We start from the raw sequence: 22,708 nt of genomic DNA, 5'->3' as shown, positions 1-22,708 counted from the left end.
CGATAGGGTCGGGGGCTGGCCGGAACGCCACCCGAGGTGGGTGGCGGGAGGAAAATCAGAAAGCAGCCCAAGCCCCTGTAGGAGCGAGCCAGCTCGCGAATAACGCCCGGACATCGCGATCATTCAGGCAGGACGCGTCATCGTTCACGCCCATCGTCGGAACGCCGCCCGGAGCCGGCTCGCTCCTGCAGGATTCAGTGTCGGCTTGCGGCATTTTCCTGGGATTCGAGATCCCGCACCCGCGCCACCGCTTCGTCGCGGCTGTTGACCCCGAGTTTGCTGTAGATATGGCTCAGGTGCCATTTCACGGTTTCCGGAGACAGCCCCAGAGCACGGGCGATTTTTTTGTTGGGCAGGGCCTGGGCGAGCAAGCGCACCACTTCGATTTCCCGTTCGCTCAGGGGCTCCATGCCGCTGGCGAGAGGCTTGTTTGTCGGGGGCGGAGAGGGTTTGTCGCCTGGCACGGCGGGCGTAGTGACCTGCGCCGCCTGCAGGCGCTCGACGTAAAAGGCAAGCAGTGGGTCCAGGGTTTCTTTGCTGGCGATGTCCGAGATCAGCATCAACGCATCGGGGTGGGCGTCGAGCAAGCTGCGCAACAGGCCGAAGCGTTGACCGCGGCGCAGTGCTTCCATGATGTGATCACGGGCGGCATCGGTATTGCCGCGCTGAGACTCGATCACTGCGCTCAACACCAATAGGCGAACGGTGCCCAACTGACGGCGGTGCCGTTCACAGGTTTCGATCAGTTGCTCGATGCGTTTCAACGCACCGTCCAGGTCGCCCTGCTGAATTTGCCAGCGCGCCCGCGCATTCTCGGCCAGGATGTGGATTTCCTTGAGTGCACTGTGCCCGGCATCCGGGTGGCGCGCATCGATGGCTTCAAGGCGCGCCAGTTTGGTCCGGGCCTGCGAGTGCTCTCCGAGAATCATCAGCCATCGCACCTGCCAGGTCAGGCAGTAGGCTTGCAGGCGTTCCAGACCGAGTTTGATGGCGTACTCATCGAGCCGTTCGACATAGGCCAGGGCTTCCTGATGATTGCCCGCCAGCCATTGCACGTTCCACAGCACCTGCAACACACGCAACACCGAATCCGGAATGGAAATCCGCTCGAGAATATCGACCCATCCCGACAAGAGCTTGAAGGCAGCATCGACGTCATTGGTTTCGTACAGCACCTCACCCAGCAACGCGGCGGAGAGGTAAGTCGCATCGGCGCCGGCCTTGCCACAGTGTGCGGCCTCATGCATCACATCCCGATACACCCGCTCGGCCTGCTTCATCTGGCCTTCGAGGGCATGGCTCAAGCCAATCATGCAGCGGCCCTGAAGGCTGCCGGCGGTGGTGCCCAGCAGCGGTTCGCCATTGATCAACAGCAGGGGGCGCTCGAGTTGCACCTGACGCGCCTTCTCGTATTCACCCCGGTGCATGTAGAGCCAGGAAAGGATGTTGGCGCATGAGCCAAGGGCGACACTGTTGCTGCCTGGCGGCGGATCGAGCAATTGCGGCAGGACGGTCATCGCCGCATCGGTGTCATCCCGTTGCAGCGCCAGTGAGGCCCGCAGGATCGCGATCATGAATCGATCGTGGACGTCAGCTTCGGGCACGTCGAGGAACAACTGATCAAGGCTATTGGCGCAGGCCACGAAATCCCTGGCATAGAGTTGCATCCGCGCCTTGAGAATGCGCAGTTTCACCCGCGCCTGCACTTGCTCGACAGGCAGCAGGCGAACCAGTTCGATCAACATCCGCAGGTCGCCATGGGCATACAGCGCTTCAGCATGTTGCTGCACCAGGTCGGCGGCGGCATCCGGGGCGCCGGCCATCACCGCATGGTGCACCGCCTCATCCAGATGCTGGTGATCACGGAACCAGGCCCATGCGCGGGCGTGCACCGCCTGTTGTTCGGCCGGGCTGCGCGAATCGAAATACTTGAGCAGGGTTTCGCGCAGCAGCGGGTGCAGGCGATACCAGGTTTCCGGCGCGGCACTGTCTACCGGAATCAGGAACAGGTTGTCCCGTTCCAGTCGCGCCAGCAAGGCGTTGGCCTCGCGCACCGCTTCCGGGTTGCCGCTGAGGGCGGCGCACAATGAGGCGCAAAAGCGGTTGCAGACCGCCATCAGCAACATCAAGTCGAGATCGGTCGGCGACAGGTGGGACAACACCTCGACTTCAAAGAACTTCGCGAACGCCTGGTCGTCGCGCATTTGTGTCTGGTCGATGGACGTGACGAGCGAGCGGTTTTTCTTGCGACTGACCGCGAGCAGTTGCAGCCCGGCCACCCAACCGTCGGTCAGCTCATGCATGCGCTTGGCCTCCTGGGCGCTGATATCGCCCAGTTGTGCCTTGAGAAACTGTTCCGATTCGGTGGCCGTGAAGCGCAAATCCCGCAGGTTCAGGTCCAGCACCAGTTCCTGGCTGCGCAACCGCGCCAGCGACAACGGCACGGCACTGCGCGATACCAGGGCCAGATGCAGATTGGCCGGGGCGTAGTCGATCAGCCATTGCAAGGCCTGGTGAATGCCGACATCGGTCAAATGGTGCAGGTCATCGAGCACCAGCACCAATTCCCGCGAACGGCTGGCAATGCTGCGCACCAGGGTGATGACCGTACGTTCCACCGCTTCGCTGTCGATCCCGCGACCTTCCAGCTGGGTGGCCTCGTGAACAAGCACAGGGTCAACCTGGCCGAGGCTGGCCAGCAAATAATCGAGGAAACGGGTCAATTCGTTGTCGTCGGCCGACAGGGTCAACCAGGCCACATCGAAGCCCAGCGGCAGCAGCGCCTGACGCCAGGCAATCAACGTCGAGGTCTTGCCGCAGCCTGCCGGCCCCTTGAGCACGATGCAGCGCTGGCGGCGGGCCTTGAGCATCTGATCTTGCAGGCGCTCGCGGGAAATCAGGCGTCCGGCACTGCGCGGCGGAATCAGTTTGGTGCTGACGATCGGCGACTGAGTCGGATTCAAGACCAGGCGGGCGGGCGTGTCCAGGGCATTGGACTTGCGGGGTTTGTCCATGGGGCTGTCCGAATCTTTTTTTGTTATGGGATTGCATTGAATCCACAGGAGTGTAACGCACCACCGGGCAGTCATGACCCTGTGTTTGGCATTCGCCACCCGATGCGGGTGGTGGTCCCCGGATAACGGATTGATTTACTGGATGGCACAAAATAGGGGTGCTGACTGGCGCTCCGTCAGAACAAGGAGCGGCGGCAATGGGCGTACTGAGCGGCATTCGAGTAGTTGAATTTGAGGCCATCGGCCCGGCGCCTTTCGGCACCATGCTGCTGGCGGACATGGGCGCCGACGTGGTGCGTATCGACCGTCCGGTCAAGGCCAGCGACCTGGGGCCGAAATTTGAAGGCAAGCGCGCTGACATCACCGGCCGCAACCGCCGCTCGGTCACTCTGGATCTGAAACGCCCGGAAAGTGTCGCCGCCGCGCTGGAGCTGATCGAGCGCGCCGACGTGCTGATCGAAGGTTTCCGTCCCGGCACCATGGAGCGCCTGGGCCTGGGCCCGGAGGTGGTGTTGGCGCGTAACCCGCAGTTGGTTTACGCACGCATGACCGGTTGGGGCCAGACCGGGCCGATGGCCGACCGTGCCGGCCACGACCTGAACTACATCGCGTTGTCGGGCGTGCTGTCCACCATTGGTCCGGCCGGTGGTCGACCAGTGCCGCCCTTGAACCTGGTCGGCGATTACGGCGGTGGCGGCATGCTGCTGGCCATGGGCGTGCTGGCGGCGCTGGTTAACGTGCAGCGTGGCGGGGCGGGACAGGTGGTCGATGCCGCCATGACCGAAGGCGCGGCGCAGTTGGGCTCGGTGATCTGGGGCCTGTTGGCCGGCGGTCACTGGACCGAGCAGCGTGGCAGCAACCTGCTCGATGGCGGTGCGCCCTGGTACGACACCTACCAAACCCTCGACGGCCAGCACATGTCGATCGGGCCGATCGAGGCGCGCTTCTACGCCGAAATGCTGGAGATTCTCGGGCTGGAAAACGCCGATCTGCCGAGGCAGCACGATCGCGCCGGTTGGCCGCGCTTGCGTGAGGCGTTTACCGCAGCTTTCCTCAGCCGTACCCGGGCAGATTGGGCCGAAGCGTTTGCCCGCAGCGACGCCTGCGTGGTGCCGGTGCTGGGCCTGGCCGAAGCCGCCGAACACCCGCACAGCGTGGCCCGTGGCAGCTTCATTGAGGTTGACGGCGTGGTCCAGCCAGTGCCGGCCCCGCGTTTTCTCGGCACGCCCTCGGCCCCGCCACGAACGGCGCCGCAACGCGGCGAACACGGGCACGATGCGCTGCGTGACTGGGGTTTCGACAACCTCGCCATCGAGCGTCTGCATGCGCTTGGCCTGGGCTTCAAGGCCTGACCTCCCACCCATAAAAACAACGAAGAGGTTAGTCCATGGCCATTCAGTTCAAGATCATCGATCACGTGGCGCTGATCACGCTCGATGCGCAACCGTCGAACAACGCACTGACCGTCAGCGAGCTGATGCACCTGCGCAAGACACTGGTGGCTTGCCAGGATGATGAGCAGGTGCGGGTCATCGTGCTCACCGGTGCCGGAGATCGCGCGTTTTGCTGCGGTGCGAGCCAGAAGGAGTCGTCGCTGTCGACAGTCGGTCACATAGCCAGCGCCATGAAGAGCCGCGAGACCGAAGCCGAAGAGGGTGGTTACACACGTTTGTTCGATCTCACTGATCTTGAGGTCTGGAAGCCACTGATTGCGGCGGTCAATGGTGCTTGCCTGGGGGGCGGTCTTGAACTGGCATTGCAATGTGATCTGCGTCTTGCTGCTCACGGCGCCACCTTCGGTTTGCCCGAAGTGCGCGATGCGAGCATTCCGGCCGCGGGTGGTGTGCAGTACCTGCTGCGGGCGGTACCCGCCGCCCACGCGATGAAAATGGCCCTGACCGGCGAGCCGATCAGCGCGCAGGAAGCCTTGCGCATCGGCCTGATCGTCGACCTGCTGCCCCGGGAGCAACTGCTGTCGGCGGCCTTGACCCTGGCCGAATCAATCGCTGCCAACGGTCCGCTGGCGGTGCAGTCGATCAAGCGTCTGGCGCTGCAGACCGCGCATTTATCCCCCCGCGACTTCGTCACCCTGGCTCATCTTCATTGGGGGCTATTGCGCGATAGCAAGGATCACGCCGAAGGGCGTGCGGCCAGCAACGAACAGCGCGTCCCCAAATACACCGGCGCCTGACGGCGTTCTTCACCCTCGCATTCGTCCCGGCCTGACAACAATAATTCACAGGAAACGACCATGTATCTGACCCAAGGACTGCACCGTGTCTTGCAGCAACGCCCTCATGCCCTCGCCACGGTCTTTCGTGACCGGCGCCACACCTACGCACAGTTGGCCGAGCGCGTCGCTCGCCTGGCTGGCGCCTTGCAGCAACTGGGCATGCACACCGGCGACCGTGTGGGCCTGCTCGGTCTGAACTCAGACCGCTTTCTCGAGTATTACCTGGCCACCTGGTGGGGCGGTGGCGTGGTCAACCCGGTCAACATTCGCTGGAGCGTGGCGGAAATCGTCTATTCGCTGGACGACTGCGACACGCGGATCCTGATGATCGACGACACATTCCTGGCGATGGCCCAAAGCATTGCCGGCAGCGCCAGGGTGCGGCCACTGCTGATCCATATCGGCGAAGGCCCGACGCCTGACGGCATGTTGTCCTACGAGCAGCTGATTGCCGATGCCGAGCCGGTGGACGATGCCTTTCGTGGCGGCGACGACCTGGCGAGCATCATGTACACCGGCGGCACCACCGGCCTGCCAAAGGGCGTAATGCAGTCACACATGAACCTGTGGACCGCCGCCGTCGCGCGTGCCGCCGATGTTCCGGTGCCGGCCGATGCACTGACCCTGCACATCGCGCCGATGTTCCACCTTGCAGCGCTGTCGCGGGTGATCCTGATCTCGTTGCTGGGGTTGCCGAGCATTTTCGTCCCCGCCTTCGACCCGCTGAACGTGATGCAAACCATCGAGCGCGAGCGCATCACTGACATTCTGATCGTGCCGACCATGATCCAGGCCTTGATCATGCACCCGCAATTCTCTCGCCATGACCTCAGTTGCCTGCGCAGCCTGACCTACGGTGCGTCGCCGATAGCCGTGCCGTTGCTGGAACTGGCCCTCAAGGCCTTGCCGAATGTCGAGTTCACCCAGGGTTACGGCATGACCGAAGCTGCGCCGCCGATCTCAGCGAACGGTCCGGAAAATCACGGCCCCGAAGGTATCGCCAATGGCCGACTGCGTTCGGCGGGGCGCCCCGGGCTGGGCGTGACCGTGCGCATCGTCGACGAACATGACAACGAAGTGCCGCGCGGAACGGTAGGTGAAGTATTGGTGCGTGGCCCGAACATCATGCTCGGTTACTGGAACAAACCCGAGGAAACCGCCAAGGCTTTGCGTGGCGGCTGGATGCACACCGGCGACGGCGCCTACATGGACGACGACGGTTACATCTACATCGTCGACCGCTTCAAGGACATGATCGTCAGCGGTGGCGAGAACGTTTACTCCGGTGAAGTCGAGAGCGCGATTTCCAGTCATCCGGCCGTCGCCGCCTGTGCAGTGATCGGCATTCCTTGCGCGCAATGGGGCGAAGCGGTGCACGCAGTGATCGTGCTCAAGCCCGATCACGAAGTGCCTGGCACAGAGATTATCGAACATTGCCGACGGCAGATCGCCGGCTACAAGACGCCGAAATCGGTTGAGTTCCGCGCCGCGTTGCCGCTGTCCGGTGCCGGCAAAGTGCTCAAGCGCGATCTGCGTGAGCCGTTTTGGGCTGGCAAGGATCGAGGGGTGAGCTGATGGCGACGATCCCCGAGGGCTTCACCGCGCTGGAACAACGCTCGGGGTTCCTGCGCAGCTGTGGCGAATTTTATTTGCATGAAGTGCTGCCGATCCTGGCGGTGCGCCTGGAACCGCAGCACCTCAATTACGTGCGCATCGCCCACGGCGGCTTCCTCGCCACCGTCGCTGACAGCGCGTTCGGCGTGATTCTGCGGCGCCATTCGGTGTCGCAGTCGGTGGCGGTGACGGTCAATCTGAATGTCGATTACCTCGGCCCGGTGCGCGAAGGCGACTGGCTCGAGGCGCATGTGCAAGTGCTCAAGAGCAGCGGCACGTTTTTAAGCGCCTGCTGCCTGTTGAAGGTCGGCGAGCGTCTGGTCCTGCGTGCCAATGGCGTCTTCACCACCTGGAAAGGCCAGACACCATGTACATGACCCAATGCCTGCAACGCACCCTGCAGCAAAATCCGCATCAGCTTGCGACGGTATTCGGTGATCGGCGTCAGACCTACCGCCAGTTTGGTGAGCGCGTGGCTCGCCTGGCGGGCGCCTTGCAACAGCTGGGAATGCAAGCGGGTGACCGGGTTGGCATGCTGGCACTCAACAGCGACCGTTATCTGGAGTACATCATGGGCGTCTGGTGGGGCGGTGGCGTGCTCAACCCGATCAACACGCGCTGGAGTGTGCCGGAGATCGTCTTTTCGCTGGACGATTGTGCGACCGGGATTCTGATCGTCGATGAGCACTTCGCCGCGTTGGCCGAGAACATCCGCAAGAGCGCCCGCCACGCGCCGCGCTTCATCTACGCCGGGGAGGGCCAGGTGCCGGTGGGCATGCTCGGTTTCGAGCAACTGCTGGCACAGGCGGCACCGGTCGAAGATGCCGGACGCGGGGGTGAAGACCTTGCCTGCATCATGTACACCGGCGGTACCACCGGGTTTCCCAAGGGCGTCATGCAATCGCACCTGAACCTGTGGTCGGCATGCATGCCGCGCATGGTTGACATGCCGCCAATCCGTGACGGTCGACTGTTGCATGTGGCGCCGCTGTTCCATGTCGCCGGCATGGCGCGGGCGCTGATTCAGTTGCTGGCCGGTGAAAGCCATGTGCTGGTGGCGAGTTTCGACGCGGGTGAAGTGCTGCAGGTGATCGAGCGTGAACAGATCACCGAAACGCTGCTGGTGCCGACCATGATTCTCGCGCTGCTGGCCCATCCAGACTTTGCTCGGCGTGACCTCAGCAGCTTGAGGCGACTGACCTACGGCGCGTCTCCCAGCGCCGGTGAAATGGTCGAGCACGTGTTGGCCAGGCTTCCGGATATCGAACTTTCCCATTCCTACGGGCTGACTGAAGCGTGCCCGGTGGTGTCGAGCAATCTGCCCTGGAACCACACGCCGGACGCGCGCAAGCGTGGTTTGTCGCGCTCGGTCGGGCGTGGCGGGTTGGGGGTCTATGTGAAGATCGTCGATCCGCAAGGCCGGGAGGTTGCGCGTGGCACGGTCGGCGAGATCATCGTGCGTGGGCCGAACATCATGCAGGGCTATTGGAACAGACCCGAAGAAACCGCCAAGGCATTGCGTGACGGATGGTTGTACACCGGTGACGCCGCATACATGGACGAACAGGGCTACCTGTTCATCGTCGACCGCCTCAAGGACATGATCGTCAGCGGCGGCGAAAATGTTTACTCGGCGGAAGTCGAAAACGTCCTGGCCCGGCACCCGGCCGTGGCGCTGTGCGCGGTGATCGGCATTCCCCATGAACAATGGGGTGAGGCGGTGCACGCGGTCGTGGTGCGCAAGCCTGATGCACAGGTCGACGAAGAACAATTGCGCCGATACTGCCGCGAGTTCATCGCGCCCTACAAATGCCCGAAAACCGTCGAATTCCGCGCCGAACTGCCGCTGTCGGCTGCGGGCAAAGTGCTCAAGCGCGAACTGCGCAAATAACCACACCCTGAACCCCTGTGGGAGCGAGCTGGCTCCCACAGGGTATTGCGTTGTTGCGTGAATTTCGCTTCTCCAGTCATCGCGCAATCGCTACCCGATCCGGGTGGCTGCACCACCCGCCCGCGTCAATACAGTGGACTCACGAACCAGGCGCAAGCCTTGCCTGGCAACCCACTGGAGAGCCCGATGCATATCAACCGTACCGTCTACCGTGAAGACCACGAAATGCTGCGTGAAACTGCGCGGCGTTTTTTCGAACGTGAATGCCTGCCCAAACAGGCTCAGTGGGACGAGGCCGGGCAGGTTGACCGGGAAACCTGGCTCAAGGCTGGCCGCCACAATCTGCTGTGCCTCACCGTGCCGACCGAATACGGCGGTGGCGGCGGTGACTTCGGTCACTCTGCGGTGTTGATCGAAGAGCTGTACCGCGCCGGGGTTTCGGGCTGGAGCCTGGGTGTGCATTCGGACATCGTCGCGCCCTATATCGTGCGTCTGGGCACCGAAGAGCAGAAACACAAATGGCTGCCGAAAATCTGCACCGGCGAAACCGTTCTGGCCGTGGCGATGACTGAACCGGGCACCGGTTCGGACCTCAAGGCGATCCGCACCACCGCCGTGCGTGACGGCGACGAATGGGTAATCAATGGCAGCAAGACCTTCATCAGCAACGGCCTGACCTGCGACATGGTGGTGGTCGTCTGCAAGACCGATCCGAGTGCCGGCGCCAAGGGCTGCAGCCTGATCATGGTCGAGTGCGACCGCGAAGGTTTCCGTCGCGGGCGCAAGCTGGAAAAGGTCGGCCAGCATGCCGCCGACACCGCCGAGCTGTTCTTCGACAACGTGCGCGTGCCGGTGGGCAACCTGCTCGGTGAGGAAAACAAAGGCTTCATGCACCTGATGGAAGAGCTGCCGCAGGAGCGCCTGGTGATCGCGTTGTACAGCGCCGCCAAACTCGAACGCCTGCTGGAACAGACCGTCGAGTACGTGAAGGATCGCAAGGCGTTCAACCAGACCGTCTGGGACTTCCAGAACACCAAATTCAAGCTCGCCGACATCAAGGCCCAGGCCACGGCCGTGCGCCTGACCATCGATCACTACATCGGCGAACACATGCGTCGTCGCCTCACGGTCCAGGAGTCGGCCATCGCCAAGCTCCTGGCCACTGAAACCCTGTGGAAGTGCATCGACGACATGGTCCAGTTGCATGGAGGTTACGGCTACATGATGGAGTACCCGATCGCCCGCGCCTTCGTCGACATGCGCGTGACCCGGGTTTTCGGTGGCACCAGCGAAGTGCTGCGCGAACTCATCGCGCGCCAGTTGTGATCCTTTCCCCCTCATTCTTCCAGGTGACACCATGAGCGAAAAAGTACTGGTTGCCGGCGTCGGCATGATCCCGTTCCGCAAGCCCAGCGACAGCCCGACCTACGTGCAGATGGGGGCCGAAGCGATACGTCTCGCCCTGGCCGATGCGGCGATCGATTACAGCCTGATCCAGGAGGCTTACGCCGGTTACGTCTATGGCGACTCCACCTGCGGTCAGACCGTGCTGTACGAAATCGGCATGACCGGGATTCCGGTGGTCAACGTCAACAACAATTGCTCGACCGGCTCCACTGCGCTGTTCCTGGCGCGCAAGGCCATTGAATCCGGTTCTGCCGATTGCGTGCTGGCGGTCGGCTTCGAACAAATGCAGGCCGGCGCTTTGAAATCCCATTGGGACGACCGCCCGCCGACCCGCGAGCGTTTCCTGCCGATTCTGCGTGGCCTGACCGCCGATATGGAGGGCATGCCGCAGGCCATCCGTACCTTTGGCGGTGCCGGGCGCGAGTACATGGACAAATACGGCTGCAAGATGGAAACCTTCGCCGCGGTACGCGCCAAGGCCAGCCGTCATGCCGCCAACAACCCGCTCGCTTTGTTTCGCAAGGTGCTCAGTGTCGAAGACGTGATGAACGACCCGGTAATCCTGCCAGGCGTCATGACCCGTCTGATGGCATGTCCGCCGACCTGCGGTGGCGCGGCGGCGATTCTGGTCTCCGAACGTTTCGCGAAAAAGCATGGCTTGCGTCGTGACGTGGAAATCGTCGCCCAGGCGATGACCACGGACACGCCGCAATCCTTCAACTTCGAAAAACCGTCAATGCTCGATTGGGTCGGCACGCACATGACCCATGCCGCCGTCGGCCAGGTGTACGAAAAGGCGGGCGTCGGACCACAAGACATCGACGTCTGCGAGCTGCACGACTGCTTCGCCCAGAACGAAGTGATCTGCTACGAGTCGCTGGGGTTTTGCCCCGAAGGCGGCGCGGAAAAATTCGTCATGGACGGCGACAACACCTACGGCGGACAAATTGTCGTCAACCCATCCGGTGGCCTGCTTTCCAAGGGCCACCCACTGGGCGCCACCGGTCTGGCGCAGTGCTACGAGTTGACCCAGCAATTGCGCGGCAACGCCGATCAGCGACAGGTCGAGGGCGCACGCCTGGCCATGGCGCATAACCTCGGTCTGGGTGGGGCGTGCGTGGTGACGCTGTACGGTAAAGTCAACGGGGGTGCCCAGTGAGCAGCCTGCTCGACGCCTTCCGCTTGACCGCGTTGCCCGACCACGCGCAGGCCTTTCGGGCCGAAGTCAAAAGCTTTCTGGCCGAGCACCTGCCAATGGTTGCGGCCGATGTGCGGGCACGCAGCTGGACCGGTTTCGACGCCGCCTTCAGTCGCAAACTGGCACAGCGTGGCTGGGTCGGTCTGACCTTGCCCGAATCCTACGGTGGCGCCGGGCTCGATGCCTTCAGCCGCTTTGTGTTGGTCGAAGAGTTGCTGTCGGCCGGTGCCCCGGTGGCGGCGCACTGGATCGCTGACCGCCAGAGCGGGCCGTTGATCCTGAAGTTCGGCAGCAACGCACAGAAAGATTTTTACCTGCCGCGCATCTGTGCCGGACAAGCGTTTTTCTGCATCGGCATGAGCGAACCCAACTCAGGCTCCGACCTGGCCAGTGTGCGCAGTCGGGCCAGCCGTTGCGAAGGCGGGTGGCGCCTGAGCGGTCGCAAGATCTGGACCACCAATGCCCACCATGCCGATTACATGATCGCTTTGGTGCGCACCAGCGGTTCGCCGGAAGACCGCCATAACGGGCTGTCGCAATTCATCATCGATCTTAAGCAACCGGGCATCAGCGTGCGGCCCATTGTTGACCTCGCCGGGGATGCGCATTTTTCCGAAGTGGCGTTCGACGATGTGCTGCTGGGTGAGGACGCGCTGGTGGGCGAGGAGGGCAGTGGCTGGAAACAGGTCAATGCCGAACTGGCGTTCGAGCGCAGCGGGCCGGAGCGCTTCTATTCCAGCGTGGTGCTGCTCGACCTGTGGGCAGAGACCCTGCGCCGCAACGGTGCCAGCGTCGCCGAGACAGCGTTGCTCGGCGGTTTCCTTACGCAACTGACCAGCCTGCGCAATTTATCGGTGGCGCTGACGTCATTGCTCGCCCAAGGGCAGAGTCCGGTGGTGGAAGCGGCGTTGGTCAAGGACATCGGTACCGAATTCGAACAATCGATTCCGGCCGCTATTGCCGCAGCCATCAGCGCGAATCCGGATGCTCCGATTGACGATGAGCTGTACCGCACCGTCGCCTACCTGAACCAGGTCGCGCCGACTTTTTCGTTGCGCGGCGGCACCCGGGAAATCCTGCGCGGCATGATTGCCCGTGGCCTTGGCCTGCGCTGATATCGAATAGGAAACATCGTCATGTTCACTGAAGCCATTGAGAAAATACTGACTGACTTGTGCACCCCGGCGCTGGTTCGCGCGGTTGAAAACGGCGACCGCGCCACGGCGCTATGGAGCGCATTGGAGAACGGCGGGTTTCTCGAGTTGTTGACCCCGGAAGTGGCGGACGGCGCGGGGCTGACACTGGAGTCGTTGTTCCCGATTTTCCTCGCTTTCGGCCGTCATGCACTGCCGCTTCCGGTAGCCCAAAGCATTGCCGCACGGGCACTGATGCGTGACTGCCCGCATGCACCGCCGAACGGCATGTTGACCCTGGCGGGCGCGGCTTTCCGGCAGGCCGATGATGGCTTGTGCGTACCGCGCCTGGCCTACGGCACCCTTGCCGATTTTGCCTTGGTGAACCTGCAGGGCGAGTTGTTGTTGCTTGACTGCAGTCAGGCACGGCGCGAGCCCGACGGTGTGCATGGCAGCCAGTGCGCCACGCTGTATTGGCCGCAGGACGCCGGCGGCGTGTCTCTTGGAAGCAAGGGACAAGAGGCTCGCCTGTTTAACGCTGCCATCCATGCAGCGTCCATTGCCGGCGCGATGGAGAAGGTGCTCGGCATGACGCTTGAGTACTGCAATGACCGGATCCAGTTCGGCAAGGCCATCGGCAAATTCCAGGCGGTCCAGCATCAGCTCAGCGTCATGGCGGAGCAGGTGGCCGCTTCCCGAATTGCTGCCGAACTGGCCTTTGCAGGCGACCGTCCGGTGCCCGATTTGATTCCCGCGGCCATCGCCAAGGCCCGCACCAGCATGGCCGTTCCACAGGTGACCGCCATTGCCCATGCATTGTTCGGCGCTATCGGCGTGACCGAAGAGCTGGATCTGCAACTGTTCACTCGGCGCCTGCACCAATGGCGGGTCAGCGAAGGTTCGGAGACCTGGTGGAACAACATCGTCGGCCAGGCATTGCTGGAGAAACCGAAGGTTACCGCCAGTGAATTCGTGCGCACTGTTACCCCGTCACAAACTGCTTGAGGACACCCCATGAGTGAGTTTCTGAAGTACGAACAACAGGGGCATGTCGTCACCCTGACGATGAACGACCCCGAGCGCCGCAACCCTTTGACGGGCAATAGCGCTGTTCCCGAGTTCCTCGAAGCCATCGAACGGATCGAGCGCGACAGCAGTGTGCGCGCGGTCATCATCACGGGCGCAGGCAGCGCGTTTTGCTCCGGCGGCAACGTTCGCGACATGGACCGATACGCGCAGATGTCGGGCATGCAGTTGCGTCAGGAGTACCGCACCGGCATTCAACGACTGCCACTGGCGCTGTTCAATCTGGAAGTGCCAGTCATCGCCGCGGTCAACGGCGCCGCCATTGGTGCAGGCCTCGATCTGGCCTGCATGTGCGACATCCGCGTGGCATCCGAGCAGGCCAAGTTTGCTGAAAGCTTCGTCAAGCTCGGGATCATTCCCGGCGACGGCGGTGCGTGGTTGTTGCCGCGCATCATCGGCTTGTCGCGGGCCACCGAACTGACCCTGACCGGGCAAACGATCGATGCCCGCCAGGCCGAGCAATGGAACCTGGTGTCCCGCGTCGTCCCGGCCGGGCAACTGTTGGACAACGCCAGGGGAATTGCCGCGGCGATCGCTGCCAACCCACCCCACGCCGTGCGCCTGGCCAAACGGTTGTTGCGCGAAGCCTTGCATACGCGACTCGACACGCTGCTGGAAATGTCGGCGACCTTCCAGGTGCTGTCGCACCAGACGGCCGATCACCGGGAGGCGGTAACGGCGTTCATCGAAAAGCGCTCCCCGACTTTCACCGGGTAAGTGTCACCAGGCGTAACGCCCGTCGAGCGCATCTCGAAACGGGTCGTTACGCGGCAATGAAAAGTGCAAAAAACACGTCCTTCAAATCACCCATTCGGGTGTGAGGGCATCCCGGGAGCCTCGCTAGCATGGGCTCTCACCACGTCATCCTTAACCGGGGAAACCGCATGACAAAAACAACAATGCGCGGAGTCTTTCAGCCAAGTCTGCTGGCCGTCGCTGTGATGGTTGCCACCTGCGCGAGCAATCAGGCTCATGCTGTGGATTTCAACATCGGGGAGATTCAAGGGACGTTCGACTCGTCGCTGTCGGTAGGGGCCAGTTGGTCGACGGCCGACCCGGACAAGCAGTTCATTTCCAACTTCAACTCCCAAGGTGTCACTGGCGGCGAGTCCTCGTCGCGGACGACCGATGACAACCGCCTGAACTTCAAGAAAGGGGAGACCTTCTCGAAGATCTTCAAAGGCGTGCACGACCTGGAGCTCAAGTACGCAGACAGCGGCGCATTCGTGCGTGGCAAATATTGGTATGACTTTGAACTGATGGACGAGAGCCGTCCGTTCTATGACATCAACGACTCGGGACGTGATCGCGCGGCGAAATCGTCCGGGGCGATGTTCCTCGACAGCTTCGTCTACCACAACTACAACATCGGTGATCAGGTCGGCAACGTTCGCTTGGGCAAACAAGTGGTGAGCTGGGGCGAAAGTACATTTATCGGCAACTCGATCAACAGCATCAACCCGATCGACGTCGCAGCCCTGCGTCGTCCGGGCGCGGAAGTGAAGGAAGGCCTGATTCCGGTCAACTTGCTCTACGTGTCCCAGGGGCTGGCCGATAACATTACCGCCGAAGCGTTTTATCAGCTGGAGTGGGACAAGTCGGTGGTCGACAACTGCGGCACGTTCTTCGGCAATGACGGCGTACCGCAAGGTTGTAACGACCGCCTGGTGGTTGCCGGGCTGGATTTGCCACCGGGTGCGGCACGCAACACCGGCGGTCTGGCTGCCGTCGCGGCAGGGACCGACGACGCCTTTATTCCACGTCTGAAAGATAACGATGCGCGCGACAGCGGACAGTATGGCCTGGCCCTGCGCTGGTACGTGCCGGAGGCGAACGACACCGAGTTCGGTGCCTACGCAATGAACTACCACAGCCGCAACCCTTACCTGAGCATCAATCAGATGAGCAGTGCCGCTGGCGGTGTGACTTCGGCGCGCAGTGTCCGTTATTTCGTCGACTATCCGGAAGACATTCGCCTTTACGGCTTGAGCTTCCAGACCAACGTTTCAGGCGTATCGCTGGGTGGCGAAGTCAGCTACCGGCCGAACATGCCGTTGCAACTGAACACGGCTGATTTGCTGTCTGCGGCGACGTTCGGTGCAACTTCGCCGCTGATCACTACCGGTTTTGCCGGCCGCAATCTGGGCGCCGAGGTCAACGGCTACAAGCGCATGCCAGTGACCCAGGCCCAGGTCACCGCGACCCAGTTCTTCGACCAGGTACTCGGTGCCAGTCGCCTGACTGTGGTGGGTGAGGTCGGTTACAACCATATCAACGGCCTGGGCAAGGCCGACGGTTCCGACCTGCGTTTCGGTCGCAGCCCGGCCTTTGGCAGTGGCGAACTGCAAGGTGCAGCGGGACCGGCTACTTGCCTGGGCACTGCCGCCGGCACGCCGACTGCCAGTAACCCGGCGCAGGAATGCAACGACGATGGTTTCTATACCAGCAACAGTTGGGGCTATCGCCTGCGCGGCAAGCTCGATTACCAGAACGTGATCGCCGGCATCAACCTGTCGCCGAACCTGGCCTGGTCCCATGACGTGTCTGGCTACGGTCCGAACTTCGATGAAGGGTCCAAAGCGGTCAGTGTCGGGGTAGATGCCGATTACCTGAACACCTACAACGCCAGCCTCAGTTACACCAATTACTTCGGTGGCGATTTCAATACCAACGTCGATCGCGACTACGTTGCGCTCAGCTTCGGCGTGAATTTCTGATGCAACCCTGCCAGAGGAAACTGAACATGAACGCACGTTTTATTCTGCGCGCCGGCGCACTGAGTCTGTCGTTGCTGGCCAGTGCTGTAATGGCCGCCGTTTCGCCCCAGGAAGCCGCCCAGTTGGGCACCACGCTGACACCGTTGGGCGCACAGAAAGAAGGTAACGCCAACGGTAGCATTCCGGCCTGGGCCGGTGGTTTGAAGCCCGGTGCGGCGGCACTCGAGAATGGCTTTCTCGGCGATCCTTTCGCTGGTGACAAGCCACTAATGGTGATTACCGCGGCCAACGCCGACCAGTACAAGGACAAGCTGACGCCGGGCCAACTGGCGATGTTCAAACGCTATCCGGACAGCTACAGGATCCCGGTGTACAAGACTCAGCGCACCGCGGCGTCACCGCAGAACATTTACGACATTGCGAAAAAGAGCGCGGTGACCACCGAGCTGACACCTGACGGTAATGGCCTGCAGAACTTCACGCAAACCCGTTACTACCCGTTCCCGATTCCAAAGAATGGCGTCGAGGTTTACTGGAACCACACCAACCGCTATCGCGGCGGCAACATGGAGCGGCAGGCGGCTCAGGCTGCACCGCAGGCCAACGGGTCGTACTCGATCGTCGAGTACGACGACAAGCTGGCATTCCCGCAGCTGATGGAAGGGGTCGAAGGTGGGGCAGGTGACAACGTTCTGTACTACTACAAACAGGAAATCACCGCACCTTCGCGCATGGCCGGCAGTGTGATCCTGATCCACGAAACCATCGATCAGGTCAAGGAACCGCGCCTGGCATGGGTCTACAACGCCGGACAGCGCCGCGTACGCCGTGCACCGCAAGTGGCTTACGACGGGCCGGGCAATGGCTCCGACGGCATGCGTACCGCCGACAACACCGACATGATGAACGGCGCGCCGGATCGTTATGACTGGAAGCTGGTGGGCAAAAAGGAGCTGTACATCCCGTACAACAACTATCGGTTGCAGTCGCCGAAAGTGAAGTACGACGACATCATCAAGCCGGGGCACATCAATCAGGACCTGACCCGTTATGAGTTGCACCGCGTGTGGCATGTCGAGGCCACGTTGAAACCGGGCCAGCGCCATGTATATGCCAAGCGTGACATGTACTTCGACGAAGACACCTGGCAGCTTGCCGAGGTCGATCACTACGATGGTCGCGGACAGCTGTGGCGAGTTGCCGAAGGCTATGCGATCAATGACTACGAGCGCGGCGCTTCCAACTTCGCCATGCTCGGGATCTATGACCTGATCGCGGGTCGCTACAACGTATTGGCCATGACCAATCAGGCCAAACATGCAACGACCTATGGCATGACCGCGAAAATGACCGACTTCACCCCATCGGCGCTGCGTAACGCCGGCATTCGCTGACGTCGGGCCCTGGCTTGAATCCAACGCCCTGTTCGCAGGGCGTTGTGCTTTCAGGCAGGCCCCACCTGATGCGGGTGGCGCGCAAACAGTCGGCTCGCCCAATGATGGCATCCTCACACCATCAGCGAGGTCCGCCATGTTTGTGCCACGGCCGCATCTGTGCGACGTACTCAAGCGCGAGCAGTGTCGCTTGCAACTGCTTTGCGCGCCTGCCGGTTATGGGAAAACAGCATTGCTGCGCGAGTATTTGCGCGGTGAGGCGGTATGGATGAGCCTGGGTGGCTTGCCGCAAACACTGGAAGGTTTGAGCGAGATGCTGGCCGGTGAGCTGGGCTTGGCGCCCGAAACGGTGCCTGATGCCTTGCTGGCGTTGCTCGACTCAAGGGAACTGCTGACTGCTCAACCGTCTTCGCTGGCAAGCCAGCTCCCACAGGGAAATGCGATCAACTGTGGGAGCTTGCCTACCAGTGATAGGGCCAGTCCAGGCAGCGAAAATCCAACACTTCGCCTGGTCTTCGATGACTTGCCAGCGCAAATGCCGGCAAACCTCAATCGTTGGTTCGACCAACTCCTGTCCCTGCGAAACCCGGGCTTGCAGGTGCTGGTCACCTGCCGCCAACGCCCCGAATGGAACTTGCCGCAGCTGATGCTCGGCGGGCAATTGCTGGAGCTGGATGCCCGGCAATTGGCGTTGCGGCCTGATGAATTCGAGTCGCTGGTCAGTGTGCTCATGCCGACCGCGGACATCAGGTCCAGGGAAAAACTGTGGCATCAAACGGCGGGGTGGTGCGCCGGTGTTCGTCTGCTGCCGTCTGCGTTGCTCGGCGCCTACCTCGAGCGTGAACTGCTGGCGCGTCTGAACGACGAACAGCGCGAAGTCCTCTACGGACTGGCTCATTTGGCCAAGGCCAGCGCCGATCTCTGCCAGCAACTCTGGGAAGAACAGCAGGGCGCCAGGGTCTTCAGAAGTCTGCTCGACGCCCAGGTTTTTCTTGTCCCGATCGACCACCAACCCGGTTGGTTCCGGTTGTTGCCTGCCGTGGCGCAGGCGCTGCAAGACAGGTTGAGCGGCGTGCCGTTGAATCGGTTGCGCTTGCGCGCCTGTCAGTTGCTGGGCGTACTGGGGCAGGTCGACGATGCTGTCGAGCAAGCACTCTGTGCTGATCAGCCAGAAGTGGCCGCAAGCTACATGGAGCGCTTGTGGCTGAGCTGGATCCTCAGCGAACGGCATCTGGACCGCTTTATTGATTGGCGCGAGCGTATCGAACCGCAATTGCTGCAAAGCAGCTCGCGGCTGATCTATTTGTGCGCCAAGGCGCTGCTGTTCAGTGGTCGACTGGACGAGGCCGAGGAGTGCCTGCAACGGCTGGGGCGTTTTTGCCCGCTGCCCGATCGCAAGCGCAATCAACGCCTGCTGGCTAACTGGCAGGCGTTGTACGGCACCCTGCACACCCTGCGCGGCAACGTCGAACAGGCGCGCCTGCATTGCCACGCAGCGCTGCGATACCTGACCGTGCAGGACTGGCTGTCAGTGTTGTTGTGTCATTGCACCCTCGCACGGATCGACATGCAGACCGGAGAACTCAACGAAGCCCAGGTGTTGCTGGAACACTCGCTGGAGCTTGCAAGGCGCCAGGGCAGTCGCGAAGCCGAGGTGCTGGTGAACACAGATCGAGTCCGGTTGCTGTTGCTTCAGGGAAAATCGGCGCTGGCGCATTCGCTGTTGCGCACTGAACTTGCGCAACTGACGGGCAGCAGAACCCAGCCCTATCCACTGCTCGGGCGGCTGCTGTTCCTGCAAGGCGAGTTGCTGTTACAGCAAGACCGCGCCGATGAAGCCGAGCAAGTGGTGCAGGCGGGACTGATGCAGGTCCGCGATTGTTGCGCGCCATTTGTGCTCAATGCCTACCTGTTGCTGTCCGAGATCGCTTCGCGCAGGCATGACCAGGAACAGGCGCAGCAGCTGTTGTGTGAAGCCGAGCGACGCATGCATTGGGGCAGGATCGACAGCGCCTGCTACCAGGGCCCGATCGAGTTGCAGAGAAACCGCAATGGATTTCGCGATCAGGGGGCCGACATTGACGTCCCCGCCGTGGCACGCATGCCGGATTATCAGGACGGTCTGACACCCCGCGAAGTGTCAGTGCTCAAGTTGCTTGCCGCGGGCATGTCGGTGCGCGAGGTCGGCCATCGCCTGTTCATTTCGGTGAATACCGTCAAGACCCACGCCAAGAACATCAACGTCAAGCTCGGCGCCTGTCGTCGCACCCAGGCCATCAACAGCGCCAAGGCCATGGGCATTCTGGCCTGAACCACACCACTTGAAACGCCACCCACCTGATCCGGGTGGCGGCGTGGCGCGACCGATGGTCAACCATGCAGTGAACCCGACGCAATGCTGCGCAATCGCGGTGGCGTCCAGACAACAACAAGAGAGGTAGTGATGAGCGCCATCGAGAGTTGGACGAGCACGGACATCCGCACGGTGCTGGAAAAACAGAGGGCGGCCTTCCTGGCCTGCGAACCCTGGAGTGTCGAGCAACGCTGTGAGTTGCTTGAGCGGGCGATCGGTCTGCTGGTCAATCACGAACGGGAAATCATCGACGCGCTGACGGCGGATTTCGGCCATCGCAGCCCCGGTTTCTCCAAAGGCAGTGAAGTGCTTTCGCCACTGGCGACCCTCAAACAGACCCAGGCCGAACTGGCCGAGTGGATGCGCCCGCAGCAACGGCAGGCCCGAGCCGGTGAAGCCTGGGTTCAATACCAGCCGCTCGGCGTGGTGGGCATCGTGACGGCATGGAACGTCCCTGGCTACATGGTGTTCAGTGGTCTAGCCGGCGCCCTTGCCGCCGGCAATCGGGTGATGATCAAACCCTCGGAATTCACCCCAAAGACATCGGCCCTGATCGCGCGCCTGATTCGTTCGGTCTACGCCGAAGACGAAGTGGCGGTGGTGCTGGGCGGTGCCGACGTTGGCCAGGCGTTTTGCGGCCAGCCTTTCGACCATCTGTTGTTCACCGGCGCCACCAGCATCGGCAAGCACGTGCTGCGTGCCGCGGCGGAAAATCTGGTGCCGGTGACCCTGGAGCTGGGCGGTAAATCGCCGACCATTATTTCCCGCACGGCGGACTTCAAGGACGCGGTGGCCAAGACTGTCATCGGCAAGTTGCTCAACGCCGGTCAGTTGTGCGTCGCGCCAGATTACGTGTTCGTGCCACGGGAATCGGTGGATACCTTCATCGGCATCGCCAAAGCGGTGGTCGCCGGATTTCTGCCGACGCTCAAGGACAATCCCGAATACACCTCGATCATCAACAGTCGGCATTACGAGCGCTTGCTGGGCTACCTCAGTGAAGCGCGCGAGGCCGGTGTCGAGCTAGTCGAATTGAATGCCGGCGCTGAAGACTTCAGTAACGCGACGCGCAACAAAATCGTGCCGACCCTGTTGCGCGATCCCGGCGACGATCTACGGGTGATGCAGGACGAAATCTTCGGCCCGTTATTGCCGATCAAACCCTACGACACCATCACCGAAGTGATTGCCTGGATCAACGCGCGGCCACGTCCGCTGGCTCTCTATTACTTCGGCAACGATGCCGCCGAGGAAGCGCAAGTGCTGTCCCGTACCTGCTCCGGTGGCGTGACCCTCAATGGTGTATTGAGTCACGCCAGCACCGAAGGCTTGCCGTTCGGCGGCGTCGGCCAGAGCGGCATGGGTGCCTATCACGGTATCGACGGTTTCCGCACCTTCAGTCATGCCAAAGCCGTGTTGCGCACCGCGCCAAACCCGGCCTGAACCCCTGATTAATTTTTGAGAGAACTGCCATGAAAGCTGCTGTATTCCACCAGGTTGGAGCTCCGCTGGTCATTGAAGAAGTGGGCATCAGCAAACCGGGCCCGCGTGAAGTGCTGATCCGCACCAAAGCGGTTGGTGTCTGCCATTCGGATTTGCATGTGATTGACGGTTCGTTCCCGTATCCGGGGCCATTGGTGCTGGGCCACGAAGCGGCCGGTGTGGTCGAACAGGTCGGCTCCGAAGTGCGTTCGGTCAAGCCGGGCGATCATGTCGTCACCTGCCTGACCGTGTTCTGTGGCCATTGCGAACATTGCGTGACTGGCCACCTGGCACGTTGCGTATCGCCAGAAACCAAGCGCGGCGCGGATGAAGAGTCGCGGCTCACGTATGTGCAGAAGCCGATACCGCAGTTCGTCAACCTGTCAGGCTTCGCCGAACAGATGCTGGTGCACGAAAACGCCTGCGTTGCGATTCGCCGCGACATGCCACTCGACCGTGCCGCCCTGCTCGGTTGCGCGGTGACCACCGGCACCGGCGCGGTGTTCAATACCGCCAAAGTGCGTCCGGGTGAAACCGTGGCCGTGATCGGTTGTGGCGGGATCGGTCTGGCGGCCATCAATGGCGCAGCACTGGCCGGGGCAGGGCGCATCATTGCCATCGACATGCTTGATTCGAAACTGGAGTTGGCCAAGCAGTTTGGTGCCACCGACTTGATCAATGGCAAAAACGGCGACGCGGCCAAACAGGTGATGGAGCTGACCCGTGGCGGTGTGCATCACGCTTTCGAGTGCATCGGCCTCAAGCAGACCGCCGAGCAAGCGTTCGCCATGTTGGCTCGCGGCGGCACTGCCACTGTGATCGGCATGCTCAAGCCCGGCCTGAAAATCGAGCTGGACCCCCTGCAACTGCTACATGAACGCCGCATCCAGGGCTCGCTGATGGGCTCGAACCGTTTTCCGGTCGACATGCCTCGGCTGGTGGACTTCTACATGGCGGGCAAACTCAAGCTCGACGAAATGATTTCCCAGCGCATCCGGCTTGAGCAGATCAACGATGCGTTCGACGAGCTGCGCCGTGGCGAGTTGGCGCGTTCGGTGATCATTTTCGAGTAATTGCCGTAATTCCGGTAGGAGCGAGCCTGCTCGCGAAAAACCAGAGACCGCCACGGGGTGTCAGGCCGCCAGCGTCATCGTCGGCGACCATCGCGAGCAGGCTCGCTCCTACA

The 22,708-nt window shown here is 61.9% G+C and carries 15 protein-coding genes and 1 pseudogene; 15 read left to right on the top strand and 1 reads right to left on the bottom strand.

Translation table 11 applies throughout. From position 1 onward, the window contains the following. Positions 1-194 precede the first annotated feature (194 nt). On the bottom strand, positions 195-3,014 hold the full coding sequence (locus tag D8U18_RS03250) for a LuxR C-terminal-related transcriptional regulator (protein WP_131107008.1): 2,820 nt from the start codon (positions 3,012-3,014) through the stop codon (positions 195-197). Between the two features lie 197 nt (positions 3,015-3,211). Here D8U18_RS03250 and D8U18_RS03245 point away from each other — a divergent pair, with 197 nt between their 5' ends. From D8U18_RS03245 to D8U18_RS03175, 15 genes and pseudogenes are all read left to right on the top strand, one after another. Continuing rightward, the gene (locus tag D8U18_RS03245) at positions 3,212-4,366 is read left to right on the top strand and encodes a CaiB/BaiF CoA-transferase family protein (RefSeq protein ID WP_131107007.1); all 1,155 of its coding nucleotides are present in this window, start codon (positions 3,212-3,214) and stop codon (positions 4,364-4,366) included. 35 nt (positions 4,367-4,401) lie between these two features. Beyond that, positions 4,402-5,205 (top strand): enoyl-CoA hydratase-related protein, encoded by an 804-nt coding sequence (locus D8U18_RS03240; RefSeq protein ID WP_131107006.1) that lies wholly within the window; start codon positions 4,402-4,404, stop codon positions 5,203-5,205. Between the two features lie 57 nt (positions 5,206-5,262). Beyond that, positions 5,263-6,822, top strand: a pseudogene (locus D8U18_RS03235) (long-chain fatty acid--CoA ligase); the annotation flags it as partial. Continuing rightward, complete coding sequence (locus D8U18_RS03230; RefSeq protein WP_056856568.1) at positions 6,822-7,238, top strand: PaaI family thioesterase; 417 nt, start codon at positions 6,822-6,824, stop codon at positions 7,236-7,238. The pseudogene D8U18_RS03235 and the gene D8U18_RS03230, both read left to right, overlap by 1 nt. Beyond that, positions 7,229-8,752: a long-chain-fatty-acid--CoA ligase gene (locus D8U18_RS03225; RefSeq protein WP_056856567.1), complete on the top strand. Its 1,524-nt coding sequence runs from the start codon at positions 7,229-7,231 to the stop codon at positions 8,750-8,752. The genes D8U18_RS03230 and D8U18_RS03225 overlap by 10 nt, the downstream gene beginning before the upstream one ends. Before the next feature lie 186 nt (positions 8,753-8,938). Then, complete coding sequence (locus D8U18_RS03220) at positions 8,939-10,078, top strand: acyl-CoA dehydrogenase family protein (RefSeq protein WP_130905740.1); 1,140 nt, start codon at positions 8,939-8,941, stop codon at positions 10,076-10,078. A gap of 31 nt (positions 10,079-10,109) precedes the next feature. Continuing rightward, a complete protein-coding gene (locus tag D8U18_RS03215) occupies positions 10,110-11,318 on the top strand; it encodes a lipid-transfer protein (RefSeq protein ID WP_130930743.1) in 1,209 nt (402 codons plus the stop codon). After that, the gene (locus D8U18_RS03210) at positions 11,315-12,472 is read left to right on the top strand and encodes an acyl-CoA dehydrogenase family protein (protein WP_056856564.1); all 1,158 of its coding nucleotides are present in this window, start codon (positions 11,315-11,317) and stop codon (positions 12,470-12,472) included. The genes D8U18_RS03215 and D8U18_RS03210 overlap by 4 nt, the downstream gene beginning before the upstream one ends. A gap of 21 nt (positions 12,473-12,493) precedes the next feature. After that, positions 12,494-13,495 carry an acyl-CoA dehydrogenase family protein gene (locus D8U18_RS03205; protein ID WP_131107005.1) on the top strand — a complete coding sequence of 334 codons (1,002 nt, stop codon included), beginning with the start codon at positions 12,494-12,496 and terminating at the stop codon, positions 13,493-13,495. A 9-nt stretch (positions 13,496-13,504) separates the two neighbouring features. Continuing rightward, a complete protein-coding gene (locus D8U18_RS03200; protein ID WP_131107004.1) occupies positions 13,505-14,293 on the top strand; it encodes a crotonase/enoyl-CoA hydratase family protein in 789 nt (262 codons plus the stop codon). Positions 14,294-14,460: 167 nt separating this feature from the next. Next, positions 14,461-16,293 carry a DUF1302 domain-containing protein gene (locus tag D8U18_RS03195; RefSeq protein WP_056856561.1) on the top strand — a complete coding sequence of 611 codons (1,833 nt, stop codon included), beginning with the start codon at positions 14,461-14,463 and terminating at the stop codon, positions 16,291-16,293. A gap of 26 nt (positions 16,294-16,319) precedes the next feature. Then, complete coding sequence (locus tag D8U18_RS03190; protein WP_130905736.1) at positions 16,320-17,687, top strand: DUF1329 domain-containing protein; 1,368 nt, start codon at positions 16,320-16,322, stop codon at positions 17,685-17,687. Between the two features lie 136 nt (positions 17,688-17,823). Next, on the top strand, positions 17,824-19,998 hold the full coding sequence (locus D8U18_RS29205; protein ID WP_131107003.1) for a LuxR C-terminal-related transcriptional regulator: 2,175 nt from the start codon (positions 17,824-17,826) through the stop codon (positions 19,996-19,998). 132 nt (positions 19,999-20,130) lie between these two features. Continuing rightward, on the top strand, positions 20,131-21,483 hold the full coding sequence (locus D8U18_RS03180) for a coniferyl aldehyde dehydrogenase (protein ID WP_131107002.1): 1,353 nt from the start codon (positions 20,131-20,133) through the stop codon (positions 21,481-21,483). A 29-nt stretch (positions 21,484-21,512) separates the two neighbouring features. Then, positions 21,513-22,595 (top strand): Zn-dependent alcohol dehydrogenase, encoded by a 1,083-nt coding sequence (locus D8U18_RS03175; protein ID WP_056856557.1) that lies wholly within the window; start codon positions 21,513-21,515, stop codon positions 22,593-22,595. The last annotated feature ends 113 nt before the right edge of the window (positions 22,596-22,708 follow it).

The sequence above is a fragment of the Pseudomonas sp. Sample_10 genome (assembly GCF_004321495.1).
GTDB lineage: Bacteria > Pseudomonadota > Gammaproteobacteria > Pseudomonadales > Pseudomonadaceae > Aquipseudomonas.
This window is presented reverse-complemented; position numbering and strand designations above follow the sequence as displayed.

Excerpts from the sequence above, each read along its gene's own strand:
- D8U18_RS03250 (WP_131107008.1), bottom strand. The coding sequence starts at position 3,014 with ATGGACAAACCCCGCAAGTCCAATGCCCTGGACACGCCCGCCCGCCTG.
- D8U18_RS03245 (WP_131107007.1), top strand. The coding sequence starts at position 3,212 with ATGGGCGTACTGAGCGGCATTCGAGTAGTTGAATTTGAGGCCATCGGC.
- D8U18_RS03240 (WP_131107006.1), top strand. The coding sequence starts at position 4,402 with ATGGCCATTCAGTTCAAGATCATCGATCACGTGGCGCTGATCACGCTC.
- D8U18_RS03230 (WP_056856568.1), top strand. The coding sequence starts at position 6,822 with ATGGCGACGATCCCCGAGGGCTTCACCGCGCTGGAACAACGCTCGGGG.
- D8U18_RS03225 (WP_056856567.1), top strand. The coding sequence starts at position 7,229 with ATGTACATGACCCAATGCCTGCAACGCACCCTGCAGCAAAATCCGCAT.
- D8U18_RS03220 (WP_130905740.1), top strand. The coding sequence starts at position 8,939 with ATGCATATCAACCGTACCGTCTACCGTGAAGACCACGAAATGCTGCGT.
- D8U18_RS03215 (WP_130930743.1), top strand. The coding sequence starts at position 10,110 with ATGAGCGAAAAAGTACTGGTTGCCGGCGTCGGCATGATCCCGTTCCGC.
- D8U18_RS03205 (WP_131107005.1), top strand. The coding sequence starts at position 12,494 with ATGTTCACTGAAGCCATTGAGAAAATACTGACTGACTTGTGCACCCCG.
- D8U18_RS03200 (WP_131107004.1), top strand. The coding sequence starts at position 13,505 with ATGAGTGAGTTTCTGAAGTACGAACAACAGGGGCATGTCGTCACCCTG.
- D8U18_RS03195 (WP_056856561.1), top strand. The coding sequence starts at position 14,461 with ATGACAAAAACAACAATGCGCGGAGTCTTTCAGCCAAGTCTGCTGGCC.
- D8U18_RS03190 (WP_130905736.1), top strand. The coding sequence starts at position 16,320 with ATGAACGCACGTTTTATTCTGCGCGCCGGCGCACTGAGTCTGTCGTTG.
- D8U18_RS29205 (WP_131107003.1), top strand. The coding sequence starts at position 17,824 with ATGTTTGTGCCACGGCCGCATCTGTGCGACGTACTCAAGCGCGAGCAG.
- D8U18_RS03180 (WP_131107002.1), top strand. The coding sequence starts at position 20,131 with ATGAGCGCCATCGAGAGTTGGACGAGCACGGACATCCGCACGGTGCTG.
- D8U18_RS03175 (WP_056856557.1), top strand. The coding sequence starts at position 21,513 with ATGAAAGCTGCTGTATTCCACCAGGTTGGAGCTCCGCTGGTCATTGAA.